Origin of the sequence: Pseudomonas sp. RIT-562 (assembly GCF_026241895.1) — a bacterium.
Taxonomy (GTDB): domain Bacteria; phylum Pseudomonadota; class Gammaproteobacteria; order Pseudomonadales; family Pseudomonadaceae; genus Aquipseudomonas; species Aquipseudomonas mandelii_F.
Map to the genome: position 1 here is coordinate 178,995 of NZ_JAPJIV010000004.1, position 23,416 is coordinate 202,410.

The window sequence follows — 23,416 nt, forward strand, 5'->3', positions numbered from 1 at the left end:
CCCATGATGGCGCTGGCCAGAAACTGAATTGCTCGTTGCAGCCAAGACTGCGCGGCATTGTGTTGTGTGAGGAGAGTCTGAATGAGCCAAGTGTTGGATGATCTGGTCGACCTGTTGACCCTGGAATCGATTGAAGAAAACCTGTTTCGCGGCCGTAGCCAGGATTTGGGTTTTCGCCAGCTGTTCGGCGGTCAGGTGATCGGCCAGTCCCTTTCGGCGGCGAGTCAGACCGTAGAAGAGGCGCGGCATGTGCACTCGATGCACGGTTATTTCCTGCGCCCGGGCGACTCCGCGTTGCCGGTGGTCTATCAGGTCGATCGAGTACGCGACGGCGGCAGCTTCAGCACTCGTCGGGTCACGGCGATCCAGAAGGGCAACCCGATCTTCACCTGCAGTGCGTCATTCCAGTACGACGAAAAGGGCTTCGAGCACCAGGCACAAATGCCGGTCGTGGTCGGCCCGGAAAACCTGCCATCGGAGCTCGAACTCACTCAGCAGCGCGCTCATCTGATTCCCGAGCACATGCGGGAAAAACTGCTGTGCGCAAAGCCGATCGAATTCCGCCCGGTCACTGAGCTCGATCCCTACAACCCGCAGGCTTCCGATCCAGTCAAATACGTCTGGTTTCGCGCTGATGGTGCCTTGGCCGACACGCCGGCGCTGCATAAATATCTGCTCGCCTACGCGTCGGATTTTGGTTTGTTGACCACTTCGATGCAGCCTCATGGCAAGTCGGTGTGGCATCAGGACATGCAGGTCGCCAGTCTTGATCACGCGCTGTGGTTCCACGCCGACCTGCGTGCCGACGACTGGCTGCTGTACGCGATGGACAGCCCGTGGGCGGGTAACTCCCGGGGGTTCACTCGTGGCAGCGTGTTCAATCGCGCCGGGCAACTGGTGGCTTCGGTTACCCAGGAAGGCTTGATCCGCCATCGCAAGGACTGGGCATGAGCCTGGCGGCGGTGCGGCACTGGGTGTTCGATATGGACGGCACCCTGACAGTGGCCGTGCATGACTTCGCGGCTATTCGCGTGGCGTTGGCGATCCCCGCCGAGGACGACATCCTGACTCATCTCGCGGCACTGCCGGCACCGGAAGCCGCCGCCAAGCATGCGTGGTTGCTGGAGCACGAACGCGACCTGGCGCTGGGCTCAAAGCCGGCACCGGGGGCGGTTGAACTGGTGCGCGAACTCGCCGGGCGCGGTTATCGCCTGGGCATCCTGACGCGCAATGCCCGTGAACTGGCGCATGTGACACTGGAGGCGATCGGCCTGGCGGACTGCTTTGCGGTCGAGGATGTGCTGGGACGCGACGAAGCACCGCCCAAACCTCATCCAGGTGGCTTGCTGAAGCTGGCAGACGCCTGGCAAGTGCCGACGAGCGAGATGGTGATGGTCGGGGATTACCGATTTGACCTGGATTGCGGGAGAGCCGCCGGGACGCAAACAGTGTTGGTAAATTTGCCGGATAACCCGTGGCCGGAGCTGACCGATTGGCATGCGGCGGATTGTGTGGCGTTGCGCCAAATGCTTTCGGCTTGAAGGCCCCATAGCGGGCAAGCCTTGCTCCCACGGATTGGCCTATTGACCAAAGAGCGCCCTGCGTCCCTCAGGTGCGTTAAACATCCCGTCCCCATCATGCCCAACCCCAGGCACCTCGATCAGTTGCTGATTCAGACCCTGGGGATGGTCGCGCTTGAGATACTCGAAATAATTGCGCCCGCGGGCCAACCGATTTGCACCTTGGGCTCTCGCTTCGCAGCTTTTATCCAGGGCGGGATGGTTCGGATCGGTATCCTGCTGGCCCAGCAGGTAAACCACCTCCCGTTTGACGTAGCCGGCCTCCAGCGCCGTAGCTGTCTGACCGTCTGCATACGCCGGTAAATCCGCCAATCCATATTTCCAGCGATTGAAGTCCGCACAGGCTGCGTGGTTGAACGCCACCGGCCGGCGCTCATCGAAATAGGCGTAGGAAGAGGGGTTGGCAATCACAAAGCGCACCCGCACGCCGGCGGCTTCGAGTTCAGGCTGATCGTGACTGAGCAGCGCATAACGCTGCACCACCTGTGCGCCGCCAGAGTGTCCGGCGATCACCACTTCCTTCAGCGCGGGAAACTGCTGACGGTCAGCAAAGCGGCCGATGATCTGGTCCAGTGCGCCATACGAACTCAGGGCAAAAGGCGCAGTGGATAATCCCCCGGCCATCCATTCATTGCCCTGCCAGCGCAGCACCGAGTCGGGCAATGGATGCTGTGCGAGGTCTGTTTCATTCAGAAACTGCGGGGCGATCACCAGCGTGGTCGATGCCTGTCCTGCCAGCTCGGCCGCGCGTTCGGCGGTTTCGCGGTAGGTTTCGGCGTTGCGCAAGCGACCGTGGATGATGATCAGCACCCGTTCGATTGTCGCCGGGGCCGAGCCGATACCGACGGCCATCTCGCCTTCCTTCAACAACAGGCGACCGGGGCTGATTACCTCGACACCATGATCGGCAGCCTGGGTGCTGGCGCAGATCAGCAGCAGGACCAGCCACCACTTGCTCATCTACAGACTTTTCGCGGCGAAGGTGTCGCACTGGCTGATCTGGCCCTGGGCGAACCCGGTCTTGAACCAGCGTACCCGCTGCGCCGATGTGCCATGGGTAAACGAGTCCGGGACCACGCGGCCCTGGCCGCGCTGTTGCAGGCGATCATCGCCAATGGCGTTGGCAGCATTCAGGGCTTCTTCGATATCACCGGGTTCGAGCCAGTTCAGGCGTTGCTGTGCGTTATGGGCCCAGACACCGGCCAGGCAGTCGGCCTGCAGTTCCTGCCGGACCAGCAAGCCGCCATCACCTTCCATCTGCCGACCTTGTTGGCGCGCCGCCTGGATTTTTGCCGATACGCCGAGCAGGGTCTGCACATGATGACCCACTTCGTGAGCGATCACGTAGGCCTGGGCAAAGTCACCGGCTGCGGAAAACCGTTGCGACATTTCCTGGAAGAAGCTGGTGTCCAGGTAGACCTTCTGGTCGGCCGGGCAATAGAACGGCCCGGTGGCCGAGGTGGCCATCCCGCAGGCGGAGTTGACCCTGCCGCTGAACATGACCAGGGTCGGATCCTTATACTGCCGGCCGGCCTGCTGGAAGATCTGGCCCCAGGTGTCTTCGGTATCACCGAGGATCGAGCGCACGAACTCGGCGCCTTCATCATTGGCCGGTGGCGCCTTGCGGCTCTGGTTGGTGGCGGGCGCCGACTGCTCGCTCATCTGACCGGTCAATTGCCCGAGGATCTGCATCGGGTCCTGGCCGGTGATCCAGCCAATGCCGACAATCAGGATGATCGCCGTCAGGCTCAGCCCCTTGCCACCACCGAAGCGCATCCCACCGCCACCGCCGACGTCATCTCCACGGGCATCGACCACGTTGTCGCTGCGCCGGCCTTTTTTCCATAGCATGGGTGAGCCCTCTTTCCTTAACCTGATGAAGATGCGTGGTGATGAGTGTTGCTGGTGTGCAGGAGCCGCGCCAGTCCGGTCGTCTGACAGCCTTATGGCGCGGCGGTTCTGCGGGGGAGGGAAGATCAGTGAATCCGTGGGTAAAAGTGCATCACGGAACGGCGATGCCGAAGGTATCGCAGGTGTCGACCTTGCCCTCAGTGAAGCCACGAGTGAACCAGTGTTTACGCTGCTGCGCCGTGCCGTGGCTGAAGGTCTCGGGGGTGATTGCGCCTTTTTGCGCCTGTTGCAGATAGTCGTCGCCAAATGCGCCGGCAGCGTTCAGCGCCTCGTCTACATCACCGGTTTCCAGCCACTTGAGGCGTTGCTGCGCATGATGTGCCCAGACCCCCGCGAGGCAGTCGGCCTGCAGCTCGCCCCGCACTTCCAGGCCATTATCACCGGTGATTGTTTGCCGAGTGGCCAAGGCGTCTTCCAAAGGCTGCGAGAGCCCCAACTCGATCTGTACGTGATGGCCGATCTCGTGGGCAATGATGTAGGCCTGGGCAAAATCACCCACCACCGAATAGCGTTCGGCCATGGTCTGGAAAAAACCTGGATCAAGATAGATCTGCTTGTTCGCCGGGCAATAGAACGGTCCCCCGCCTGAGCCGACATAACCGCAGCCTGAGCTCACTCCGTTGCCGAACAGGGTCAGCGTGGGTTCGGGATAAAGTTGGCCGGTTTCGGCGAAGAGTTGTTTCCAGGTATCTTCAGTGTCGCCCAGGATGGCCTTTACAAACAGCAGCGGGGTGTCCACTGCGGGTGTCGTCATTTCAACACCGGGTTGCAGTTCCGGGCTGTCGCTCGACGGGCTCAGAACCGAGTACAACCCTGCGCCTGCCAGCGATATCGCCAGGCCGGCACCCAGTATTACCCCTGTGGATTGACGGGCGTCCTTGCCCTGCCTTAGGTCGTTGACGTTCTCGCTGGGTCTTGCCTTGTTCCATAACATGATGAGGCTCCAATGAACTGATGAAGGCGGGTCTCGCCTCTGCCATGAATAACGCTACTGGCAGATTCGTGTGGGGCGAATGTGTGAGCAGAGGTAAGGTGAGCTGTGGTGGGTGGTTCCAGATTTCGCATTCGCGGGATTGTCTTTTAGAATCGCTGAAACCCTTTGCGTGGAACGTCTCATGGCCGGCAGTCAGATCGAACGAGTTTTCAGCGTGCTGGAAAGCCTCACCGGCGAACCGCAGGGTGTCCCGATGCAGGCATTGGCCGAACAGCTGGGGATTCCCAAAAGTGCGACACACCGGCTGCTCGCCGAACTGATTCGCCTGGGTTATGTGCGGCAGAATCCGGACAATCTGCGCTATCACCTGTCGACCAGGCTGGTGGCCATGGGCTTTCGCTATTTGTCTCGCAGCGGCGGCGATATCGTCCAGCCGGTGCTCGATCGTCTGGCCGAGGAGACCGGCGAACTGGTGCGCCTGGGGGTTATCTCGGGAGAGCGACTGACCTGGATCGCCAAATCCCAGGGCGCCCGTTCCGGTTTGCGTTACGACCCTGACATGGGCCGTGATGCGCCACTGTTCTATACCGCCTCGGGGCATGCGTGGCTCGCCAGCCTGTCCGATGCCGAAGCGTTGGCGCTGGTCGAGCGTCAGGCCGGCGACATATTGCCAGCACCAGGACCCAATGCGCCGCGCTCCAACATCGAACTGCTGGAGCGCCTTCGCCAGGGACGTGAACAGGGTTATGCCTGGGTTGAGGAGAGCTCGGCGGTGGGTACCTCGGCCATTGCCGCCGTGGTGCGCCATCCATTGAATGAGCGGGTGATAGGCGTGCTGAGCATTGCCGGCCCCAGTGCTCGACTACCCGGTGCGCGATTGCATGAACTGGCGCCACTGCTGCTGCAGTTTACCGAGGAGTTATCGGCTGCCAGCCAAGCCTCGGAATTCTTCAACGGTTGATTGACTGGCACGGGTGCAATGGCCCAGCCGGAAAAACTGTACGCTGTTCGCACGCTTTCGTGGCCTACTTGTTTGAAAAAATGGAACTAGGTTCTAGAATATTCATCAATTGGCTTGTTATTCCTTTCAGAGAGCATCGCCTTGACGTCTCGCATCAGCACTCCGCTCTCCGGTGTCAATCAACCCTTCAAGGGCATTTTGCTGATCGTTGTCGCGACCTTTCTGTTTTCCAGTCACGACGCCTTGTCAAAATACCTTTCGGGCTTCTATCCGATCGTCATGGTGGTATGGGCTCGTTACGTAGTCCACACCCTGTTGATGGCGGGGATTTTCCTGCCGAAGTCGGGTTTGCGCGTATTGCGCACCAAACGACCGCTGCTCCAGCTGATCAGGGCGTTGTGCCTGCTCGGCACCAGCCTGTTTTTCACCACCGGCCTGCAATACATCCCCCTGGCTGAAGCCACCGCAGTCAACTTCCTGGCCCCGGTGCTGGTCACGGCACTGTCAGTACCGCTGTTGCGCGAGCACGTGACTCGCGGCCAGTGGATCGCGGTGATCTGCGGTTTCATCGGAGTGTTGATCATTGTTCACCCCGGCGGTGAGCTGTTCACGCCTGCGGTGCTGCTGCCGTTGTGTTCGGCCCTGTTCTTCTGTTTTTACCAGTTGCTGACCCGCAAACTCAGCGATATCGACAGCCCGACTACCAGCAACTTCTTCGCCGGGTTGTGCAACACCCTGGTGATGAGCGCGCTGGTACCGTTTTTCTGGCAGGTACCGACCCTGGAGCATGCCTTGCTGATGGTCGCGCTAGGGGCGTGCGGGATGACCGCGCACTTGTTCCTGACCCAGGCGTTCCGCTACGCAGCGCCGGCGCTGCTGGCGCCTTTCGGGTATTGCCAGATCGTCTTCGCCGGTTTGCTGGGCTGGCTGCTGTTTTCCCACACCCCGACCCTGACCACGATTGTCGGTATTGCGGTAATTTGCTGCAGCGGCCTGGCCGCGGTTTGGCAGCAGAGTCGCAAGTAAAGGGGCAAGTAAAGGGGAGAGCGCAGGCCTGGAATCAGGCCTGCTGCGCGAAGGCGTATCAGTCGGTGACAGTGGGGATCTTGCGCGGAGCCATGAAGTACATCCAGATCAGCGCGATGAAGTACATCGCCGGAATCATGGTGAACAGCACGGTGTAGTTGTTGTTGGTGATGGTCAGGATATGGCCGACCAACTGGGTCATGAACATCCCGCCAATTGCGGCGCACATGCCGCCAAAACCGAACACGGTACTCATCATGTTCTTGGGCGTGTAGTCCATCACCAGGCTCCAGATATTCGCGGTCCATGCCTGGTGCGCGCCGATCGCCAGGGAGATGGCCGCTACCGCAATCCACAGACTGCTCGAACCCGCCGCCATGACCACGCCGATAATGCAGCAGGCAAACAGGAACATGGACATCAGTCGCGCCTTGATCGGGTTGACCCCGCGGCCAATCAGGAACGAAGACAGAATCCCGCCACCGACGCTGCCGAAGTCAGCCGTGACATAGATGATGATCAACGGGATGCCCATCTGGGTCACGTTGATTCCCAGGTTGTATTGCTGGTTGAGGAACGGTGGCAGCCAGTACAGGTAGAACCAGAACACGGGTGCGGTCATCGAATAGGCGAGGGCGAATGCCCAGGTGCCGCGCATGCGCAGGATTTTCGCGAACGGCACGCGGGATTGTTCCGGCTCGACTTCCTTCTGGATGTAGTCCAGTTCCGATTGTTTGACGCTTGGATGATCTTCCGGGTTGAAGTACTTCAAGCCCCAGAACAGCAACCAGATGCCGCCCAGTGCCGACATGCACAGGAAAGCGGCCTGCCAGCCCCATACGTGGAGTATCAGTGGCAGCAGCATGGGGGTGAACATCGCGCCAACGTTGGTGCCGGCATTGAAGATGCCGGTGGCTACCGCACGTTCGCCAGCCGGGAACCACAGCCGGGTAGTCTTGACGCAGGCCGGATAGTTGGCGGCTTCGGTCAGCCCGAGAATGAACCGGCAGACCATGAAGCCGACGGCTGAAGTCGCCAGGCCGTGTGCGCCGGTCGCCAGGCTCCACAGCAGGACAGCGCAGAAGAACACGCGCTTCACGCCCACCCGATCAATCAACCGACCCTGCAGGACAAATCCGATGGCGTAGCCGACCTGGAACCAGAAGTTGATGTTGGCGTAATCCATCGCCGTCCAGCTCATTTCCTTGGCCAGGATCGGCTGCATGACGCCGAGTGCGGCGCGGTCGATGTAGTTCAGGGTGGTGGCGAAAAACACCAGAGCCAGCATGCCCCAACGGGTCTTGCCGACGGCCATGGCACCACGGATCTTGTCGCCAACACCGCTGGAGGCAGGAATCATGGAGGAACGCTCCACGGAAGAACTTTGAGAAGGAGTCATGTAAACCACCGATTATTTTTATGTGGTGTTCTGGGTCTTTGGCCACCGAGACCAGGGTCTGTGACCGGACTCAATGTGGAGTCGATGGTGGGCAGTGAACAAAAAATCGTCAATTCGCCAAGTGGCATTGTGTTCGATAATCGCACATAAAACTAACTGGATAGTACACTTTGAATTGCTGTGAGAGAGTGTGAAGCGAATAATTATCTCACGAAAAAAATGTGTTCCCTGTAGGAGCTGTCGAGTGCAACGAGGCTGCGATCTTTTGATCTTGCTTTAAAAATCCAAGTCCAAAGATCGCAGCCTCGTTGCACTCTGCAGCTCCTACGAAAGGAAATGTGCGAAATCGATAACAAGATTGTCTCCACCACCGGGAGTCGAAATATGCAGCGTTCCATTGCCACCGTTTCCTTGAGCGGTACCCTGCCGGAAAAACTCGAAGCCATTGCCGCCGCCGGCTTTGACGGGGTGGAGATCTTCGAGAATGATCTTCTCTACTACGACGGCAGTCCGCGGGAAATCAAACAGATGTGTGCCGATCTCGGCATCGCGATCACCCTGTTCCAGCCGTTTCGCGACTTCGAGGGCTGCCGCCGCGATCGCCTGTCGCGCAACCTGGAGCGGGCCGAGCGCAAGTTTGACCTGATGCAGGAACTGGGTACCGATCTGGTGCTGGTGTGCAGTAACGCCTCGGCCGACTCCCTGGGTGATGAACGGATCCTGGTTGATGACTTGCGCATACTAGCCGAGCGCGCCGGAGCCCGCGGCCTGCGCATCGGTTACGAGGCGCTCGCCTGGGGGCGGCACGTCAACACCTGGCAGCAGGTCTGGAATATTGTTCGCCAGGCCGATCATCCAAGCCTCGGCGTGCTGCTCGACAGCTTCCACACCTTGTCGCTCAAGGGCGATCCTGCGGCTATCGCCGACATTCCCGGGGACAAGATCTTCTTCGTGCAGATGGCCGACGCGCCGATCCTGGCCATGGACGTACTGGAGTGGAGCCGACATTTCCGTTGCTTCCCCGGCCAGGGTGAATTCGACCTTCCCGGCTTTCTCGCACCGATCATCAAGAGTGGCTACACCGGACCGCTGTCGCTGGAAATCTTCAACGACGGCTTCCGCGCCGCACCGCCTCGGGCCAACGCCGCCGACGGCTTGCGCTCGCTGTTGTACCTCGAGGAAAAGACCCGCGAGCGCCTGGCACAGGAAGCCCAGCCGGTGGCCAACCCGGAAATACTGTTCCAGACGCCCAAAGCCAGCGAGTACAACGGCATCGAATTCCTCGAATTTGCCGTGGACGAAAGCCTTGGCGCCAAGCTCTCCCATTGGCTGGAACGGCTGGGCTTCGTCAAGGCCGGGCAGCATCGTTCCAAGAGCGTGAGCCTGCTGCGTCAAGGCGACATCAACCTGATCCTCAACTCCGAGCCGTACTCATTCGCCCACAGTTTTTTTGAAGCTCACGGTCCTTCACTGTGCGCCACCGCGGTACGGGTGAAAGACAGCGCCAGTGCCCTGGCCCGGGCGGTTGCCTACAAGGGCCAGCCCTATCGCGGACTGGTGGGGCCCAACGAACTGGAACTGGCCGCAGTGCGCGCGCCGGATGGCAGCCTGATCTATCTGGTCGACCAGGATGCCGACGTCTATGGCACCGATTTTCACTTGCAACCGGCCGCCGTGGCCAGTGGCGGTCTCAAGCGTATCGACCATATGGCCATGGCGCTGCCCGCCGACAGCCTCGACAGCTGGGTGCTGTTCTACAAGAGCCTGCTGGACTTTGAAGCGGACGACGAAGTGGTGCTGCCCGACCCTTATGGCCTGGTGAAAAGCCGGGCATTGCGCAGCCGCGACAGCTCGATCCGCTTGCCGCTGAATATCTCCGAGAACCGCAACACGGCCATCTCGCACGCCTTGTCGAGTTATCGCGGCTCGGGTGTGCATCACATCGCGTTTGACTGCGATGACATCTTTGCCGAAGTCAGCCGTGCGAAAGAGGCCGGCGTGCCGTTGCTGGATATTCCGCTCAACTATTACGACGACCTGGCCGCGCGCTTCGATTTCGACGACGAATTCCTCAGCGAACTGGCTTACTTCAACGTGCTGTACGACCGTGATGCCCAGGGCGGGGAGCTGTTCCACGTGTACACCGAACCGTTTGAAGGGCGATTTTTCTTCGAAATCATCCAGCGCAAGAACGGCTACGCGGGTTATGGAGCGGCCAACGTCGCCGTGCGTCTGGCTGCCATGGCCAAATCCCGCAGTGGCGCCGTCCGTCAGGCAAAGTTGTAGGAAATTGGTAACCGCGCATTCAAACCTGTGCCGCGCGGCTTCCTTCGTCGTGCGGCGCGGCCCATAATCGCCGCCTGTGCAGTGATGGCCGTGAGCCCGCGATGACAATAACTTCAGAACTTTCCGCAGCGCCCGACAAACCCCTTGCCGAGCCGCGCAAGAGCCGCAAGAACAATCCGGAAAAGACCCGCGAGAACATTCTTCAAGAAGCCATTGTCGAGTTTGTGCAGCAGGGGCTATCGGGGGCGCGGGTCGACGCGATCGCCGAGCGCATCCACACCTCCAAGCGCATGATCTATTACTACTTCGGCAGTAAGGAACAGCTCTACGTTGAGGTGTTGGAGAAGTTGTACGGCGATATCCGCACCACGGAAAACCGCCTGCACCTGACCGAGCTGCCGCCGGTGGAAGCGATCCGGCGGTTGGTGGAATTCACGTTCGACCACCATGACCGCAACGTCGATTTCGTGCGCATCGTGTGTATCGAGAACATTCACAACGCCGAATATGTGAAGCGCTCCGATGCGATCAAGACGATGAACACCACCGTGCTCGATTCACTGGGCGTGATTCTGCGTCGGGGTGCCGACGAGGGCGTGTTCCGCGCCGGTCTCGACCCGCTGGACGTGCACCTGCTGATGAGTTCGTTCTGCTTCTACCGAGTGTCGAACCGCCACACCTTCGGCGAGATTTTCCAGATCGACCTGCCAGATGAAAAAATCAAGCAACGCCATCGGGAAATGATCTGCGAGTCGGTTCTACGCTACCTGAAGGCCTGATACAAAGATCGCAGTACGGCCGACGCAGAAGTTGCCGGAGGCTCGGGTCGCGATCTTTTGATCTGTTGTTTACCGATTCATCCCCTGAAAGTCCGCCAACATCCGCGCCGAATCCGGCACTACTCCACTGAACAGCTCAAACGCCTTCACCGCCTGAAACACCGCCATGTTGCCGCCGTCCAGTGTCCGGCAGCCCAGGGCGCGGGCGTTGCGCAGCAGTTCAGTCTCCAGCGGAAAGTAAACGATCTCCGCTACCCACAGTTCGCTGCGCAGTAATCCGACCGGCACCGGCATGCCCGGCAGCTTTTTCATGCCCATGGGGGTGGTGTTCACCAGGCCGTTCGCCAATGCCAGTACCCCTGGCAGATCCTGCCCTGCGACCGCGCGGCCAGCGCCGAAATGCTGGTTGAGATTATCCGCAAGGACTTGGGCGCGGCTGCTTTCCACGTCAAAAATACTCAGCAGCTGTACGCCTTCGCTCAGCAACGCGTGGGCCACCGCCGCTCCGGCACCGCCAGCACCCATCTGCACCACGCGCTCGACACTGGCGCCCGGCAGGCCACGGCGAAATCCTTCGGCAAAGCCCAGGCAGTCGGTGTTATGCCCGATGCGTTTGCCATCCTTCAGCACTACCGTGTTTACCGCGCCGATTCCCCGGGCTTCCGGCGACAGGTCGTCGAGCAGCGGGATGATGGCCTGTTTACAGGGAAAGGTGATGTTCAGCCCGGTGAAGTTCATACGCTCTGCGGCCACCAGCAAATCGGGCAGGGCGCAGCTGTCGAGTTGCAACTGGTCGAGATCGATCAGGCGATAGAGGTAACGCAAGCCCTGGGCATCCCCCTCATGCTCGTGCAGCGCCGGAGTGCGCGACGCCTGAATGCCCGCGCCGATCAGGCCGGCCAGTACCACTTGTTCCCGGTCCATGCTGCTCACCCTTGTAAATGCTGACTGAAATGTTGCAGTGCCAGGCGATAACCGTTGCTGCCGAAACCGGCCATCACGGCCATGGCGACGGCGGAGACGAACGAGTGGTGACGGAAAGGTTCGCGGGCGTGCACGTTGGAAAGATGAACTTCGATCACCGGTAATTCGCTGGCGACCAGGGCATCACGGATCGCGACCGAGGTATGCGTCCAGGCTGCCGGATTGATCACGATGCCTGCGCAACGGCCGCGGGCGGCGTGAATCCAGTCCAGCAGTTCACCTTCATGATTGGTCTGGCGAAACTCCACCCGCAGGCCGAATTCTTCGCCGGCACGACCGCATAGCGCGGAAATGTCCGCGAGGGTTTCATGGCCGTAGGTGGCCGGTTCACGGGTGCCAAGCAGGTTCAGGTTGGGGCCGTTAAGCACCAGAACGATGGGGGCCATGGGGGTATCTCCACTTATTATTTTTGGCATTGGCTGAAATTCTCAGCCTGTGGAGATAAAATGTACTAGATGGTTAATTTGGTCAATTGGCGAGGCTGTGCTGCGGGCATTTGTGTGCGGTGATCGGACGGTCTCAGCGCGGCAACTGTTCAACCAGAAAGTCGATAAACGCCCTTAAACGCAGTGGAACATGGCGACTCTGAGGGTAGAGCAGGGTGAATGGCCGTGAGCGTCCACCGTATGGCTTGAGTACCTCCACCAGCGTCCCGTCGGCGAGCTCCTTTTCCACGATAAACCTATAGGTCTGAAACAATCCCGCTGCGTGTTTCGCCAGGGTCACCCCGCCCAGCACATCGTCGGAGCAACTGAGGTTGCCCTGCGCCAGGATCTCGACAGGCGAGCCATGATCGTTGAACAGCCAGGCAATGCGCCGGCCGCTGCTGGGCAATTCGTACTGAATGCACTCGTGGCGCGTCAGCTCATCCAGAGTCTGTGGCTCGCCCGCGCGCTTGAGGTAATCGGGGCTCGCGATCATCACCAGATCGGCGTTTTCAAGTTGACGGGCGATCAGGCCGGAGTCCGGGATGGCCCGGACGCGGATGGCCATGTCATAACCTTCGCCAACGAAATCGATGTTGCGGTTACTGATGTGCGCTTCGACCTTTACCTCGGGAAAGCGCGCCCTGAAGGCCGGCAGCAACGGCAGGATGCGGTGATGGGCATAAGTGGTGGGGATGCTGATGCGCAACGTGCCTGACGGTTGCTGCTGCTGGCCCATGACCTCGCGCTGCGCCTCCACCAGTTGCGCCAGCGCCTGGCGACATTCTTCGTAGTAGCGCCGGCCGCTGTCGGTCAGCTTGACGCTGCGGGTAGTGCGCGCAAACAGCCGCACCCCCAGGCGCTCTTCCATGCGCGACACCGAACGACTCACCGCCGCCGGCGTCACCCCCGCCACCAGCGCTGCCGCAGTAAAACTGCCAGCCTCGGCAGCCAGGCAAAACAGCTCGATGCTGCCCAGCTGAAGATCGTCGAAGAGTCGCTGCATGGTTGATTACACCGTGGATAAAGTGAAGGTGATTCTGTACCGATCAGGTTGTGGGGTGAAAGGATTGCTTACTTATTCGTGCGCCTTTGCGCCGGCTTGGGACGGGTTCAGGCGCTAGGCTGAAGCGCGGGATGTCGACTCGGCGAAAAACGCCAGTCGTCGAATACTTAAAGGACAGGATCAGATTTTGGTTCTATAACCTAACGGATGGGTTAGCATGAATGTATGTCGCTACAAGGGACTCTCGTTGGTGATCATGCTGCGCGATGAACACTGCCCCCCGCATGCGCATGTAAATGCAGGGCTGTGGAGCGCTCGATTCAGATTCAGCTTTTGGCACAACAGTGTCGACCTGTGGGACGTTGTTCCTCTTTCGCGACGCCCGCCCGTGCCGGTTTTAGAGGGATTGCGCCAGGCGCTGAGGCAGCCTGCCCACCTGCGACGCGCCCGCAGCATATGGTGGAACAAACTGCAGACGGCCTGTCTCGACCATCAGTTATGGGATTGGCACGCCAGCGAAGTAGTGATGATGAGAGGCATCGCCAGGTCGACCTACCTGATTGGGTCGGCTCGGTATGAGCCCGAAAATGACAAGACCCTACTGTCCCTGATGGGAGCACCGGAGGGCGTGGAGATCGAACTGTGAAGACAATTAAGGCAAAAATACTGGTGGATCAACCAGTGACCGAGGCACTGCTGGATGAAGCGATCGAGCGTGGGCAGTTGCGGCAAAAGAACTGCCTGCAGGCCACTGCGGTGACCCATCAGGCTTCATGTCTTACGGTGAGTTTTGCAGACGGCAGCGGCGTATTGCTGCCGGTGAAGTATTACCCGGAATTCGCTGATTTCAGCGCTGAGGACTTCGCAGATTTGACTGTCGGATTTTCCGGGACAGCCCTGTGCCATGAGGGCAGGGATTTGCAGGTGTCGATTGCCGGTATGATTTCTGCCAGCGAACCACTGATGGCCATGGCCTCTTCCGTGGTCGCTTCGCGCAATGGTCGGCAAAGCAGCGCCGCCAAGTCTGCCGCAGCTCGGGCCAATGGCAAGAAGGGCGGGCGTCCGCGCAAAGTCGACGCGACGCTCTAGGCATACACAAAAAAGCCGTCAAAACGACGGCTTGTTTGTTTCTGGCTGTTGGGCTTAGCGCCGAGTCAGCATGACTCCGGACTCCATGTGATGGGTCCACGGAAACTGGTCGAACATTGCACAGCGGGTGATGCGGTGCGTGTCGTGCAACTGGGCGATGTTGGCTGCCAGGGTTTCCGGGTTACAGGAAATGTAGAGGATGTTGTCGAAGCGGCGGGTCAGCTCGCAGGTGTCCGGGTCCATGCCGGCGCGGGGCGGGTCGACGAATACGCTGCCAAATTCGTAGCTCTTCAGGTCGATGCCCTGCAGACGACGGAAAGGGCGGACTTCGTTCAATGCTTCAGTCAGCTCTTCGGCGGATAAACGCACCAGGGTGACGTTATCCACAGCGTTTTCGCTCAGGTTGCTCAGCGCCGCGTTGACCGAACTCTTGCTGATTTCGGTGGCCAGCGCTTTGCGCGCGCGGGTAGCGAGGGGCAGGGTGAAGTTGCCGTTGCCGCAATACAGCTCGAGCAAATCGTCCGAGCGATCACCCAATGCGTTGTAAGCCCAATTCAGCATTTTCTGATTCACGGTGCCGTTGGGTTGAGTGAACGCGCCTTCCGGCTGGCGGTAGCTGAAAGTGCGCCCGCCGACTTCAAATTGCTCGACCACGTAATCGAGGCCGATGACTTCGCGCTTGCCTTTGGAGCGACCGATGATGCTGACGTTCAAGTCTGCCGCCAGCTTCGAGGCGGCGGCGTGCCAATGTTCGTCCAGCGGGCGGTGATAACACAGGGTGATCATCGCGTCGCCAGCCAGGGTGGTCAGAAATTCCACCTGGAACAGCTTGTGGCTCAGGGCGGCGCTTGCCTGCCAGGCGGCTTTGAGTTGCGGCATCAGTTGATTGATGCGCAAGCTGGCGATCGGAAACTCTTCGATCAGGACCGGCGTGCGTTTGTCTTCCAGGGAAAACATTGCGTAATGCCGGTCGCCCCCTTCGCGCCACAAGCGAAATTCGGCGCGCAGGCGGAAATTCTGCAGCGGCGAGTCGAACACAGCCGGTTCGGGGGCATCAAACGGCGCCAGCAAGTCACGCAGACGCGTGACTTTTTCTTCGAGCTGAGTGGCGTAGGCCTGGGAATCAAAAGTCATGCGTTGAACCAACCCAACTTGATCACGAACAGAATCGACAGAATCACCAGCGCCGGGTTGAGCTCACGGGCGCGCCCGGACAGCAACTTGATCACGGTCCAGGAGATGAAACCGAAGGCGATGCCGTTGGCGATGGAATAAGTGAATGGCATGGCCAGGGCAGTGACCACGACCGGTGCCGCAACGGTGATGTCGTCCCAGTCTATTTCGGCCAGCCCGGAAGTCATCAGCACCGCGACGAACAGCAGCGCAGGGGCCGTGGCGAACGCCGGAACGCTGGCGGCCAGTGGCGAGAAGAACAGCGCCAGCAGGAACAGGATTGCTACCACCACCGCCGTCAGGCCAGTACGGCCACCAGCGCTGACGCCGGCTGCGGACTCGATGTAGCTGGTGGTCGTCGATGTGCCCAGCAACGAACCGGCCATGGCGGCAGTACTGTCGGCGATGAGCGCACGGCCCATCTTCGGCATGTGGCCGTCCTTGCCCATCAGGCCCGCGCGCTTGGCAACGCCGATCAGGGTGCCGGAGTTGTCGAACAGATCGACGAACAGGAAGGCGAAAATCACGCTGACCAGGCCGATGTCCAGCGCGCCTTTGATGTCCAGTTGCAGGAAGGTCGGCGCCAGGGACGGCGGCATCGACATCACGCCACCGAAGGGGGTGAAGCCCAGGGCGATGGAGGCAATGGTGACGACCAGAATGCCGATCAACACTGCACCCCGGATTTTGAGGGCTTCGAGGGCCACGATCAGAGCAAAACCCAGGGTCGCGAGAATCGGTGCCGGTTGCTTCAAGTCACCAAGACCGACCATGGTCGCCGGGTTGCTGACGACGATCCCGGCGTTATGCAGGGCAATCAACGCCAGGAACAGGCCGATGCCAGCGGCAATGGCCGAACGCAGCGGCAGCGGGATGCTGTTGATGATCCATTCGCGGATGCGAAAGATCGACAGCAGGAAGAACAGCACTGCCGAGATGAACACCGCGCCCAGCGCCACTTGCCAGGTATGGCCCATGTGCAGCACGACGGTGTAGGTGAAGAAGGCGTTCAGACCCATGCCCGGTGCCAGCGCGATCGGGTAGTTGGCGATCAGGCCCATCACGGTGGAACCGATGGCCGCGGCCAGGCAGGTCGCGACGAACACCGCGCCCTTGTCCATGCCGGTCTCGCCGAGAATGCTCGGGTTGACGAACAGGATATAGGCCATGGCCAGGAAGGTCGTGATGCCCGCAAGAATCTCGGTCCGCACGTTGGTGTTGTGTGCCTTGAGTTGAAACAGCCTTTCCAGCATGTCTGCTCCCCGTGGCGCGCCCGGCGCCGTGAATGTATCGACCTCAACAGCAAAGCACAGACCGCGAAACGGGCCCGGTAATTTTCTGTGGGTCGGAAAAAGCCGCGCATCATACCAGCAGCGTGGGGCTGTGGCTGCTTATGGCTGCGATCGTCGTCGATGTTTTGCGTTCAAGCCAAGTGCGCCATACTGCGGGCTGGCATTTGGGGCGACATGGGACTTGCATGAACAAGCGTCTGGCTGGGGTATTGGCGGTGATGATTGGCTGTTTGGCGCAGGGGCAGGGCGTGTGGGCTGCGGCGGCGCCGGCGCTGAGTCAAGTCAAGGTGCTGAAGGTTGAGTCCCCGGCCTGCGGTTTCGAGGACATTGCAGCCGGCCAGGAACAGACCCACTGTAATCACAGCGGGCCGAACATCAAGGTGTATGTGCTGGAAGTCGGCTACGGTCGTGCGGCGCGGGTCGGCCTGGACGGATTTGACCTCAACGGTACCCGGACTCCGGTCTGTGCCTTTGATAACGGTAATCTGACCGAGTGCACCGTCGGCAGGAAAACCGTCGGCTACCTCTACGTCTTCGATCTGGCGGGCAAGCAGGAAGGCACGTTCACCTTCAGCAATACTTCAATCAATGCGCCGGGCAATACGCTGTCGACGCAGCTTTACATCAAGTAACGCCCGCTCGGACAGGAGCCGCGAAAGCTGACTACGCTTTAAAGATCATTCAGTGGATGTCGCCCATGACCTTTAGAGCTCTGATTACCCTCGCCGAGGGCATCGATGATCTGCAAGCAGTGACCTTGGTCGACGTGCTGCGCCGCGCCAAGGTGGAAGTGGTGGTAGCCAGTATCGAAGGCCGGCGCATGCTGACCTGCGCCCGTGGTACCCGCGTGACCGCCGATGCCATGCTGGTGGATTTACTGGCGCAACCTTTCGACCTGATCGCGCTGCCCGGCGGGGCCGTGGGCGCGCAGCACCTGGCAGCCCATCAACCTCTGCAGCAACTGATCAAGGATCAGGCGGCTGCCGGTCGACTGTTCGCCGCGATTGCCGAGTCTCCGGCGCTGGCGCTGCAACCCGCTGGCGTGTTGCGCCAGCGACGGATGACCTGCCTGCCCTCGGCCAGCCATCAATTGTCGGGCTGCACTTTTGTCGATCAGCCGGTGGTGGTCGACGGCAACTGCATCACCGCCCAGGGTTCAGGCGCCGCCCTGTCATTTACCCTGGCTCTGGTCGAGCAGCTTTGTGGCAAGGCAGTACGCACGGCGGTGGCGGCAGAAATGCTGGTCTGACGCCGCAGATCAATCCCCTTGAACGCTGTGCACCCTGCGAAGTCGTACCCCTTGTGACGGCGGTTTGCCAAAACGCCGCAAACAGACGACCAATCGTGAGGTGTACATGAGCGCGACCATCGACGACGCCAAGCCAGCGTCATTTGCCCGCCACCCACTGGGCCTGACGCTCAATGGCCAGGCGCGTCAGCTTGAAGTCCTGCCCTGGACCACCTTGCTGGACCTGCTGCGGGAACAACTGGACCTGATCGGCAGCAAAAAAGGCTGTGACCACGGCCAATGTGGAGCCTGCACGGTGCTGCTCAACGGCAAGCGGGTGAATGCCTGCCTGACGTTGGCCGTGATGTGTAACGGTGCCGAGTTGACCACCATCGAAGGCCTGGCCGAGGGTGAGCAGCTGCATCCAATGCAACAGGCCTTCATCAAGCACGATGCCTTCCAGTGCGGGTATTGCACACCCGGGCAGATCTGCTCGGCCGTCGGCCTGGCCAACGAAGGACGGGCCAACACCCCAGCAGACATCAAGGAGCTGATGAGCGGCAACCTGTGCCGCTGTGGCGCCTACAGCAATATTCGCGATGCCATCGAAGAAGCGCTTCCTGCCTGCCGCGCCAATGCTGGGCAAGGGGGTGGCCAATGAATCCGTTTCATTACAGCAAGCCCGAATCGGTACAGGACGCGGTGCATCTCGCGGGCCCCGCATCGCGCTTCATCGCCGGCGGTACCAACCTGCTGGATCTGATGAAAGAAAATGTCACTCGTCCCGAGCACCTGATCGACATCACTGGCCTGCCCCTGCGCGAAGTGCGTGAAACAGCCGGCGGCGGGCTGATGATCGGGGCTTTGGTGAGCAATGCCGACCTGGCCTGGCACCCATTGATCGAACAGCGTTATCCACTGTTGTCACAGGCGATTCTGTCGGGCGCATCCCCGCAGTTGCGCAACATGGCCAGTACTGGTGGCAACCTGCTGCAACGCACGCGGTGTTATTACTTTTACGATTCCAGCGTGCCGTGCAACAAGCGCGAACCAGGCAGCGGCTGTCCGGCGCGGGACGGTTTGAACCGGATTCATGCGATTTTCGGCGCCAGCGCCCAGTGCGTGGCCACCCACCCATCGGACATGTGCGTGGCATTGGCCGCACTGGAAGCCGTGGTGCATGTGCAAGGGCGTGGCGGCCAGCGAACCATCGAGTTTGCTGACTTCCATCGCCTGCCGGGCGATGCGCCGGAGCGCGACAACCAACTGGCCGACGATGAATTGATCACCAGCGTTGAATTGCCTGCCGCCGGTTTCGCCGAATACAGCCATTACCTGAAGATCCGCGATCGCGCCTCCTATGCTTTTGCCCTGGTGTCGGTAGCGGCGGCGCTTGACCTCGACGGCCCCGTCATTCGTGGTGCTCGTCTGGCACTGGGCGGCGTGGCTCACAAACCGTGGCGCGACAAGTCAGTGGAAAATGCGTTGGTGGGCCAGACCGTCAGCCGCGAAACCTTCGCTGCTGCCGCCGATGCGCTGCTGCGCAACGCCGAGCCACTTGAGCACAACGCGTTCAAAGTCAAACTGGCGCGCCGGGCGATTGTCCGGGCGCTGAGCGATGCCGCGCTGGGAGGGCAAGCCTGATGAATACCTTTACCCAACCCATGGGCCAGCCATTGGATCGTGTCGATGGTCATCTCAAGGTCACCGGCCAGGCGCGGTATGCCGGCGAGTTTCCCGAGCAGGGCTTGCTGCATGGCAGTGTGGTCTCCAGCAACATCCCTTGCGGACGCGTCCTGAGCATCGATGCATCGGCAGCCCTGGCATTGCCCGGCGTCGTTGCCGTGATCGATCACACCAGCCGACCGCATATAGCCAGCTACGACAAGGATTACGAGGACGCGGACTCCGCCGAAGGCTCGCCGTTTCGTCCGCTCTACAACGACCGCGTCCTGTACAGCGGCCAGCCACTGGCACTGGTCGTAGCCGATAATCTGGAGCTGGCACGGCATGCCGGATCGCTGGTGCGCATCGAATATGAAAGCGATACCCATCAGACCGACCTTGTGCCCATGCAGGGTGAGGCTCATCCGGCACCCGCCGAGTTACCCAAGCCCAGGGGCAATTTCCAGGCCGAGTTCGCCGGCGCGGCACTGAGTCTCGATTTGCACTACAGCACTCCGATCGAACATCACAACCCGATGGAGCCGCATGCCAGTACCGTGCTTTATCAGCCCGATGGCACGTTGCACATCCATGACAAAACCCAAGGGCCGCAGAACTGCCAGGCCTATGTGCAAAAAGTCTTCGGCCTTGAGAAAGAGCAGGTACGGATATTCGCCGCCTTTGTAGGCGGCGCCTTTGGCTCTGGTTTGCGTCCGCAGTACCAATTGCCACTCGCGGTGATGGCCGCGCTCAAACTCAAGCGCTCGGTGCGGGTGACCCTGACCCGTCAGCAAATGTTTACCTTTGGCTACCGACCGCGCACTTTGCAGCGCCTGCAATTGGGCGCTGCGGCTAACGGCCGGTTGCTGGCGGTTGGGCACACTGCCATCGGCCAGACTTCGCGATTTGAAGACTTCACCGAGCACGTGGTGGAGTGGAGCGGCATGCTTTACCACTGCGACAACGTGCAGCTGACTTACAAGCTGGTGCCGCTGGATGTGTTCACGCCGCTGGACATGCGCGCCCCGGGGGCCGCGCTCGGCCTGATCGGCCTGGAATGCGCCATGGACGAGCTGGCCTGTGCGCTGGCGATCGACCCGGTGCAACTGCGGCTGATCAACTATGCAGAACGCAATCAGAACGAAGACAAACCTTACTCGAGCAAGGAACTGCGTGCCTGCTACGAGCAAGGGGCCGAGCGTTTTGGCTGGAGTCAGCGCAACCCCGAACCTCGCAGCATGCGTCATGATCGGCAGTTGGTCGGCTGGGGCATGGCGGGTGGTGTCTGGGAAGCCATGCAACAGAAAGCCAGTGCCAAAGCCAGCCTCGACCGCGACGGCAAACTGACCGTCAGCAGTGCAACGACTGACATTGGCACCGGCACCTACACCGTGATGACGCAGATCGCCGCCCAGGCCTCGGGCGTTGCGGTCCAGGATGTCACTTTTGTGCTGGGCGACTCCTCGCTACCCACCGCGCCATTGCAGGGCGGCTCATTCACCGTTTCTTCGGTCGGCACCGCAGTCCAGCAGGCGTGCGCCGCGTTACAGGAAAAACTCCTGGCGGTTGCCCGGCAAACCCATCCGGCATTCGCTGCTGTCACCGCCGAACAGGCGGTGTTCGAGGCAGGGCAGTTGAGTTCGGGTGAGTCGCGAGTGTCCCTGGCGGAGCTGGTGCGCAACAGCGGCGAAGTGACCGTTGAGGTTCAAGTGGATGCCGAGCCCGACAAGAAACGCGAAGCGTACGCCACCGCAACGCACTCGGCGGTGTTCGTCGAGGTGCTGGTCGATGAGGACTTGGGCACCGTGAAGGTCAATCGTGTGGTCAGTGCCATCGCCGCCGGCCGCGTGGTGAACCCGAAGATGGCCCGCAGCCAGATTCTCGGCGGCGTGGTTTGGGGAGTGGGCATGGCGCTGCACGAGGAAACCCAGACCGATCATGCGCTCGGCCGACACATGAACCACAGCCTCGCCGAATATCACATCCCGGTGAACGCTGACATTGGCGATATCGAAGTGCTGTTCGTCGAAGAGCACGACGAGATCGTCAATGCGCTGGGCTCCAAGGGCGTGGGTGAGATCGGCATCGTGGGTGTGGCGGCAGCGGTGGCCAACGCGATCTATCACGCCACGGGGAAAAGGGTGCGGGATTTTCCCATCACCCTCGACAAGCTGCTTTAGGCCTTGGCCTCTTGCGCTGGTATATGCATGCGGTCGCGGTTGGCCAGAGTCGGGAACAGCTTGATCCAGACCCCGGTCACCACCAGCGTGCCGATGCCGCCCATCACCACCGCCGGGACGGTCCCGAACCAGTGAGCGGTGAGGCCGGATTCGAACTCGCCCAACTGGTTCGAGGCGCCGATGAACAAACCGTTCACGGCGCTGACCCGTCCGCGCATTTCGTCCGGGGTTTCCAGCTGTACGAAGGAAGCCCTGATGACCATGCTGATCATGTCCGCGGCGCCTAGCACCACCAGTACCGCGAGGGAGAACCAGAATGACGTCGACAGGCCGAACGCAATGGTCGCGACGCCGAATACGCCCACCGCAGTGAACATCACCCGACCCACCTTGCGATCCACGGAAAACCGCGCCAGCCACAGCGACATCAGCAGCGCACCCACCGCTGGCGCCGAACGCAACAGGCCAAGGCCCCAAGGTCCGGTCAGCAAGATGTCCTTGGCAAACACCGGCAGCAGGGCGGTCGCGCCTCCGAGCAAGACGGCAAACAGGTCCAGGGAAATGGCCCCGAGGATGTCCGGTCGACTGCGAATGAAACGGATACCCGCCAACAGCGAGTCCAGGGTGGCCTTGCCTTTGTTCAGTGGTGTCTGCCGGGCCGGCAGGTTGAGCATCAGGCAACAGGCGATGATGTACAAAATGACCGTAGGCCCGTAAACCCAGACGCTGCCAAAAGCGTACAACAAGCCGCCGAGCGCGGGAGCAACGATGGTTGCCGATTGCTGCGCCGACTGGGCTGCGGCTACTGCACGAGGAAACAGCGCACTGGGCACGATGCTCGGCAGCAATGCCTGGGTCGTGGGCATCTCGAACGAGCGCGCGGCGCCCAACAGGAATGCGAGGATGAAGATCATCTCCCGGGTGACATGATCCGTCGCGCTGCCGATGGCCAGCGCCAGGGCAATCAACGCCTGCAACGACTGACAGATCGCCGCCACCTTACGCCGGTCGTAGCGATCGGCAACATGTCCGGTGTGCAACATAAACAGCACCCGCGGGGCGAATTCCACCAGGCCCACCAGGCCCAGGTCCAGCACGTTACCGGTGAGCTGGTAGAGATTCCAGCCGATGGCCACGGTCAGCATCTGGAAGCCACTGGCGGTGAAGATCCGGGCCAGCCAAAACGCAATGAATGGGCGATGGTGACGTAACAGCAAAGGGGCTTGGCTGGGCATCGGCAGGCAGGTCTGGAACAGGGGAGGTCCGAGATTATCACCAACCTGTAACCAGAAGTTGCTGTAACAAAAAAATTAGTTAGCTAGACACCAATCAGCAAAACACTGCAGTTCGTGTAGGAGTGAGCCTGCTCGCGATGGCTATGTGTCAGTCGACAGCCCTGCAGTCTGGCAAACCGCCATCGCGAGCATGCTCACTCCCACAGGGAATGTGTTACGACTGATTGCCATGCCTGTGAGGCAACCTGTCACGCGGCAATCGA

23 protein-coding genes are annotated in these 23,416 nt (G+C 60.6%); 13 read left to right on the forward strand and 10 right to left on the reverse strand.

Going from position 1 to position 23,416, the window contains the following annotated elements; translation table 11 throughout:
- Nucleotides 1-81: 81 nt before the first annotated feature.
- Both tesB and ORL50_RS07815 read left to right on the forward strand, forming a co-directional pair.
- Nucleotides 82-951, forward strand: coding sequence for an acyl-CoA thioesterase II (gene tesB, locus ORL50_RS07810; RefSeq protein WP_266011845.1), 870 nt, complete (start codon nucleotides 82-84; stop codon nucleotides 949-951).
- Nucleotides 948-1,541, forward strand: a complete 594-nt coding sequence (locus tag ORL50_RS07815) for an HAD family hydrolase (RefSeq protein WP_266011847.1) — start codon at nucleotides 948-950, stop codon at nucleotides 1,539-1,541. Before tesB ends, ORL50_RS07815 begins: the two co-directional genes overlap by 4 nt.
- A 39-nt stretch (nucleotides 1,542-1,580) precedes the next feature.
- Here the strand turns inward: ORL50_RS07815 and ORL50_RS07820 are convergent, their stop codons facing one another.
- From ORL50_RS07820 to ypfJ (ORL50_RS07830), 3 genes are all read right to left on the reverse strand, one after another.
- Nucleotides 1,581-2,540: an alpha/beta hydrolase gene (locus ORL50_RS07820; RefSeq protein ID WP_266011849.1), complete on the reverse strand. Its 960-nt coding sequence runs from the start codon at nucleotides 2,538-2,540 to the stop codon at nucleotides 1,581-1,583.
- Nucleotides 2,541-3,431 carry a KPN_02809 family neutral zinc metallopeptidase gene (ypfJ, locus tag ORL50_RS07825; RefSeq protein WP_266011851.1) on the reverse strand — a complete coding sequence of 297 codons (891 nt, stop codon included), beginning with the start codon at nucleotides 3,429-3,431 and terminating at the stop codon, nucleotides 2,541-2,543. It abuts the gene before it with no gap.
- 151 nt (nucleotides 3,432-3,582) lie between these two features.
- The gene (gene ypfJ / locus ORL50_RS07830; RefSeq protein WP_266011854.1) at nucleotides 3,583-4,425 is read right to left on the reverse strand and encodes a KPN_02809 family neutral zinc metallopeptidase; all 843 of its coding nucleotides are present in this window, start codon (nucleotides 4,423-4,425) and stop codon (nucleotides 3,583-3,585) included.
- 181 nt (nucleotides 4,426-4,606) lie between these two features.
- Here ypfJ (ORL50_RS07830) and ORL50_RS07835 point away from each other — a divergent pair, with 181 nt between their 5' ends.
- Both ORL50_RS07835 and ORL50_RS07840 read left to right on the forward strand, forming a co-directional pair.
- Entirely contained in the window at nucleotides 4,607-5,386 is a 780-nt protein-coding gene (locus ORL50_RS07835) for an IclR family transcriptional regulator (RefSeq protein ID WP_266011856.1), read from the forward strand.
- A 141-nt stretch (nucleotides 5,387-5,527) separates the two neighbouring features.
- Nucleotides 5,528-6,412 (forward strand): DMT family transporter, encoded by an 885-nt coding sequence (locus tag ORL50_RS07840; protein ID WP_266011858.1) that lies wholly within the window; start codon nucleotides 5,528-5,530, stop codon nucleotides 6,410-6,412.
- A 58-nt stretch (nucleotides 6,413-6,470) separates the two neighbouring features.
- Here the strand turns inward: ORL50_RS07840 and ORL50_RS07845 are convergent, their stop codons facing one another.
- Nucleotides 6,471-7,772 carry an MFS transporter gene (locus ORL50_RS07845; protein WP_266011860.1) on the reverse strand — a complete coding sequence of 434 codons (1,302 nt, stop codon included), beginning with the start codon at nucleotides 7,770-7,772 and terminating at the stop codon, nucleotides 6,471-6,473.
- Nucleotides 7,773-8,195: 423 nt separating this feature from the next.
- Here ORL50_RS07845 and quiC point away from each other — a divergent pair, with 423 nt between their 5' ends.
- Together quiC and ORL50_RS07855 are read left to right on the forward strand one after the other, a co-directional pair.
- Nucleotides 8,196-10,097: a 3-dehydroshikimate dehydratase QuiC gene (gene quiC, locus ORL50_RS07850; RefSeq protein WP_266011862.1), complete on the forward strand. Its 1,902-nt coding sequence runs from the start codon at nucleotides 8,196-8,198 to the stop codon at nucleotides 10,095-10,097.
- Between the two features lie 101 nt (nucleotides 10,098-10,198).
- Nucleotides 10,199-10,876, forward strand: a complete 678-nt coding sequence (locus tag ORL50_RS07855; RefSeq protein WP_266011864.1) for a TetR/AcrR family transcriptional regulator — start codon at nucleotides 10,199-10,201, stop codon at nucleotides 10,874-10,876.
- 69 nt (nucleotides 10,877-10,945) lie between these two features.
- Here ORL50_RS07855 and ORL50_RS07860 read toward each other — a convergent pair whose 3' ends face one another.
- The 3 genes from ORL50_RS07860 to ORL50_RS07870 form a co-directional block, all read right to left on the reverse strand.
- The gene (locus ORL50_RS07860; protein ID WP_266011866.1) at nucleotides 10,946-11,800 is read right to left on the reverse strand and encodes a shikimate dehydrogenase; all 855 of its coding nucleotides are present in this window, start codon (nucleotides 11,798-11,800) and stop codon (nucleotides 10,946-10,948) included.
- A 5-nt stretch (nucleotides 11,801-11,805) separates the two neighbouring features.
- On the reverse strand, nucleotides 11,806-12,246 hold the full coding sequence (aroQ, locus tag ORL50_RS07865; protein ID WP_266011868.1) for a type II 3-dehydroquinate dehydratase: 441 nt from the start codon (nucleotides 12,244-12,246) through the stop codon (nucleotides 11,806-11,808).
- 133 nt (nucleotides 12,247-12,379) lie between these two features.
- On the reverse strand, nucleotides 12,380-13,291 hold the full coding sequence (locus ORL50_RS07870; RefSeq protein WP_266011870.1) for a LysR family transcriptional regulator: 912 nt from the start codon (nucleotides 13,289-13,291) through the stop codon (nucleotides 12,380-12,382).
- Nucleotides 13,292-13,508: 217 nt separating this feature from the next.
- Here ORL50_RS07870 and ORL50_RS07875 point away from each other — a divergent pair, with 217 nt between their 5' ends.
- Together ORL50_RS07875 and ORL50_RS07880 are read left to right on the forward strand one after the other, a co-directional pair.
- A complete protein-coding gene (locus tag ORL50_RS07875) occupies nucleotides 13,509-13,937 on the forward strand; it encodes a DUF4160 domain-containing protein (RefSeq protein WP_266011873.1) in 429 nt (142 codons plus the stop codon).
- Complete coding sequence (locus ORL50_RS07880) at nucleotides 13,934-14,380, forward strand: DUF2442 domain-containing protein (protein ID WP_266011875.1); 447 nt, start codon at nucleotides 13,934-13,936, stop codon at nucleotides 14,378-14,380. Before ORL50_RS07875 ends, ORL50_RS07880 begins: the two co-directional genes overlap by 4 nt.
- A gap of 54 nt (nucleotides 14,381-14,434) precedes the next feature.
- Here the strand turns inward: ORL50_RS07880 and trmA are convergent, their stop codons facing one another.
- Both trmA and ORL50_RS07890 read right to left on the reverse strand, forming a co-directional pair.
- The gene (trmA, locus tag ORL50_RS07885; RefSeq protein ID WP_266011877.1) at nucleotides 14,435-15,514 is read right to left on the reverse strand and encodes a tRNA (uridine(54)-C5)-methyltransferase TrmA; all 1,080 of its coding nucleotides are present in this window, start codon (nucleotides 15,512-15,514) and stop codon (nucleotides 14,435-14,437) included.
- Nucleotides 15,511-16,806, reverse strand: a complete 1,296-nt coding sequence (locus tag ORL50_RS07890; RefSeq protein WP_266011879.1) for an NCS2 family permease — start codon at nucleotides 16,804-16,806, stop codon at nucleotides 15,511-15,513. Before ORL50_RS07890 ends, trmA begins: the two co-directional genes overlap by 4 nt.
- A gap of 257 nt (nucleotides 16,807-17,063) precedes the next feature.
- Here ORL50_RS07890 and ORL50_RS07895 point away from each other — a divergent pair, with 257 nt between their 5' ends.
- The 5 genes from ORL50_RS07895 (at nucleotide 17,064) to ORL50_RS07915 (ending at nucleotide 21,918) form a co-directional block, all read left to right on the forward strand.
- Nucleotides 17,064-17,477 carry a DUF4879 domain-containing protein gene (locus tag ORL50_RS07895; RefSeq protein ID WP_266012557.1) on the forward strand — a complete coding sequence of 138 codons (414 nt, stop codon included), beginning with the start codon at nucleotides 17,064-17,066 and terminating at the stop codon, nucleotides 17,475-17,477.
- A gap of 65 nt (nucleotides 17,478-17,542) precedes the next feature.
- Nucleotides 17,543-18,094: a DJ-1 family glyoxalase III gene (locus ORL50_RS07900; protein WP_266011881.1), complete on the forward strand. Its 552-nt coding sequence runs from the start codon at nucleotides 17,543-17,545 to the stop codon at nucleotides 18,092-18,094.
- A gap of 106 nt (nucleotides 18,095-18,200) precedes the next feature.
- The gene (locus ORL50_RS07905; protein WP_266011883.1) at nucleotides 18,201-18,734 is read left to right on the forward strand and encodes a (2Fe-2S)-binding protein; all 534 of its coding nucleotides are present in this window, start codon (nucleotides 18,201-18,203) and stop codon (nucleotides 18,732-18,734) included.
- Complete coding sequence (locus tag ORL50_RS07910) at nucleotides 18,731-19,717, forward strand: FAD binding domain-containing protein (protein WP_266011885.1); 987 nt, start codon at nucleotides 18,731-18,733, stop codon at nucleotides 19,715-19,717. The genes ORL50_RS07905 and ORL50_RS07910 overlap by 4 nt, the downstream gene beginning before the upstream one ends.
- On the forward strand, nucleotides 19,717-21,918 hold the full coding sequence (locus ORL50_RS07915) for a xanthine dehydrogenase family protein molybdopterin-binding subunit (protein WP_266011887.1): 2,202 nt from the start codon (nucleotides 19,717-19,719) through the stop codon (nucleotides 21,916-21,918). Before ORL50_RS07910 ends, ORL50_RS07915 begins: the two co-directional genes overlap by 1 nt.
- Here the strand turns inward: ORL50_RS07915 and ORL50_RS07920 are convergent.
- Nucleotides 21,915-23,153: an MFS transporter gene (locus ORL50_RS07920; RefSeq protein ID WP_266011889.1), complete on the reverse strand. Its 1,239-nt coding sequence runs from the start codon at nucleotides 23,151-23,153 to the stop codon at nucleotides 21,915-21,917. The genes ORL50_RS07915 and ORL50_RS07920 overlap by 4 nt on opposite strands.
- Nucleotides 23,154-23,416 lie beyond the last annotated feature (263 nt).

Bases quoted from the DNA above. Each gene is read 5' to 3' on its own strand.
- ORL50_RS07910 (WP_266011885.1), top strand. From the start codon at position 18,731: ATGAATCCGTTTCATTACAGCAAGCCCGAATCGGTACAGGACGCGGTG.
- ORL50_RS07835 (WP_266011856.1), top strand. From the start codon at position 4,607: ATGGCCGGCAGTCAGATCGAACGAGTTTTCAGCGTGCTGGAAAGCCTC.
- ORL50_RS07860 (WP_266011866.1), bottom strand. From the start codon at position 11,800: ATGGACCGGGAACAAGTGGTACTGGCCGGCCTGATCGGCGCGGGCATT.
- ORL50_RS07890 (WP_266011879.1), bottom strand. From the start codon at position 16,806: ATGCTGGAAAGGCTGTTTCAACTCAAGGCACACAACACCAACGTGCGG.
- ORL50_RS07905 (WP_266011883.1), top strand. From the start codon at position 18,201: ATGAGCGCGACCATCGACGACGCCAAGCCAGCGTCATTTGCCCGCCAC.
- quiC (WP_266011862.1), top strand. From the start codon at position 8,196: ATGCAGCGTTCCATTGCCACCGTTTCCTTGAGCGGTACCCTGCCGGAA.
- ORL50_RS07900 (WP_266011881.1), top strand. From the start codon at position 17,543: ATGACCTTTAGAGCTCTGATTACCCTCGCCGAGGGCATCGATGATCTG.
- ORL50_RS07875 (WP_266011873.1), top strand. From the start codon at position 13,509: ATGAATGTATGTCGCTACAAGGGACTCTCGTTGGTGATCATGCTGCGC.
- ypfJ (WP_266011851.1), bottom strand. From the start codon at position 3,431: ATGCTATGGAAAAAAGGCCGGCGCAGCGACAACGTGGTCGATGCCCGT.
- trmA (WP_266011877.1), bottom strand. From the start codon at position 15,514: ATGACTTTTGATTCCCAGGCCTACGCCACTCAGCTCGAAGAAAAAGTC.
- ORL50_RS07820 (WP_266011849.1), bottom strand. From the start codon at position 2,540: ATGAGCAAGTGGTGGCTGGTCCTGCTGCTGATCTGCGCCAGCACCCAG.
- ORL50_RS07870 (WP_266011870.1), bottom strand. From the start codon at position 13,291: ATGCAGCGACTCTTCGACGATCTTCAGCTGGGCAGCATCGAGCTGTTT.
- ORL50_RS07920 (WP_266011889.1), bottom strand. From the start codon at position 23,153: ATGCCCAGCCAAGCCCCTTTGCTGTTACGTCACCATCGCCCATTCATT.
- ORL50_RS07855 (WP_266011864.1), top strand. From the start codon at position 10,199: ATGACAATAACTTCAGAACTTTCCGCAGCGCCCGACAAACCCCTTGCC.
- ORL50_RS07895 (WP_266012557.1), top strand. From the start codon at position 17,064: ATGATTGGCTGTTTGGCGCAGGGGCAGGGCGTGTGGGCTGCGGCGGCG.
- ORL50_RS07845 (WP_266011860.1), bottom strand. From the start codon at position 7,772: ATGATTCCTGCCTCCAGCGGTGTTGGCGACAAGATCCGTGGTGCCATG.
- aroQ (WP_266011868.1), bottom strand. From the start codon at position 12,246: ATGGCCCCCATCGTTCTGGTGCTTAACGGCCCCAACCTGAACCTGCTT.
- ORL50_RS07915 (WP_266011887.1), top strand. From the start codon at position 19,717: ATGAATACCTTTACCCAACCCATGGGCCAGCCATTGGATCGTGTCGAT.
- tesB (WP_266011845.1), top strand. From the start codon at position 82: ATGAGCCAAGTGTTGGATGATCTGGTCGACCTGTTGACCCTGGAATCG.
- ORL50_RS07815 (WP_266011847.1), top strand. From the start codon at position 948: ATGAGCCTGGCGGCGGTGCGGCACTGGGTGTTCGATATGGACGGCACC.
- ypfJ (WP_266011854.1), bottom strand. From the start codon at position 4,425: ATGTTATGGAACAAGGCAAGACCCAGCGAGAACGTCAACGACCTAAGG.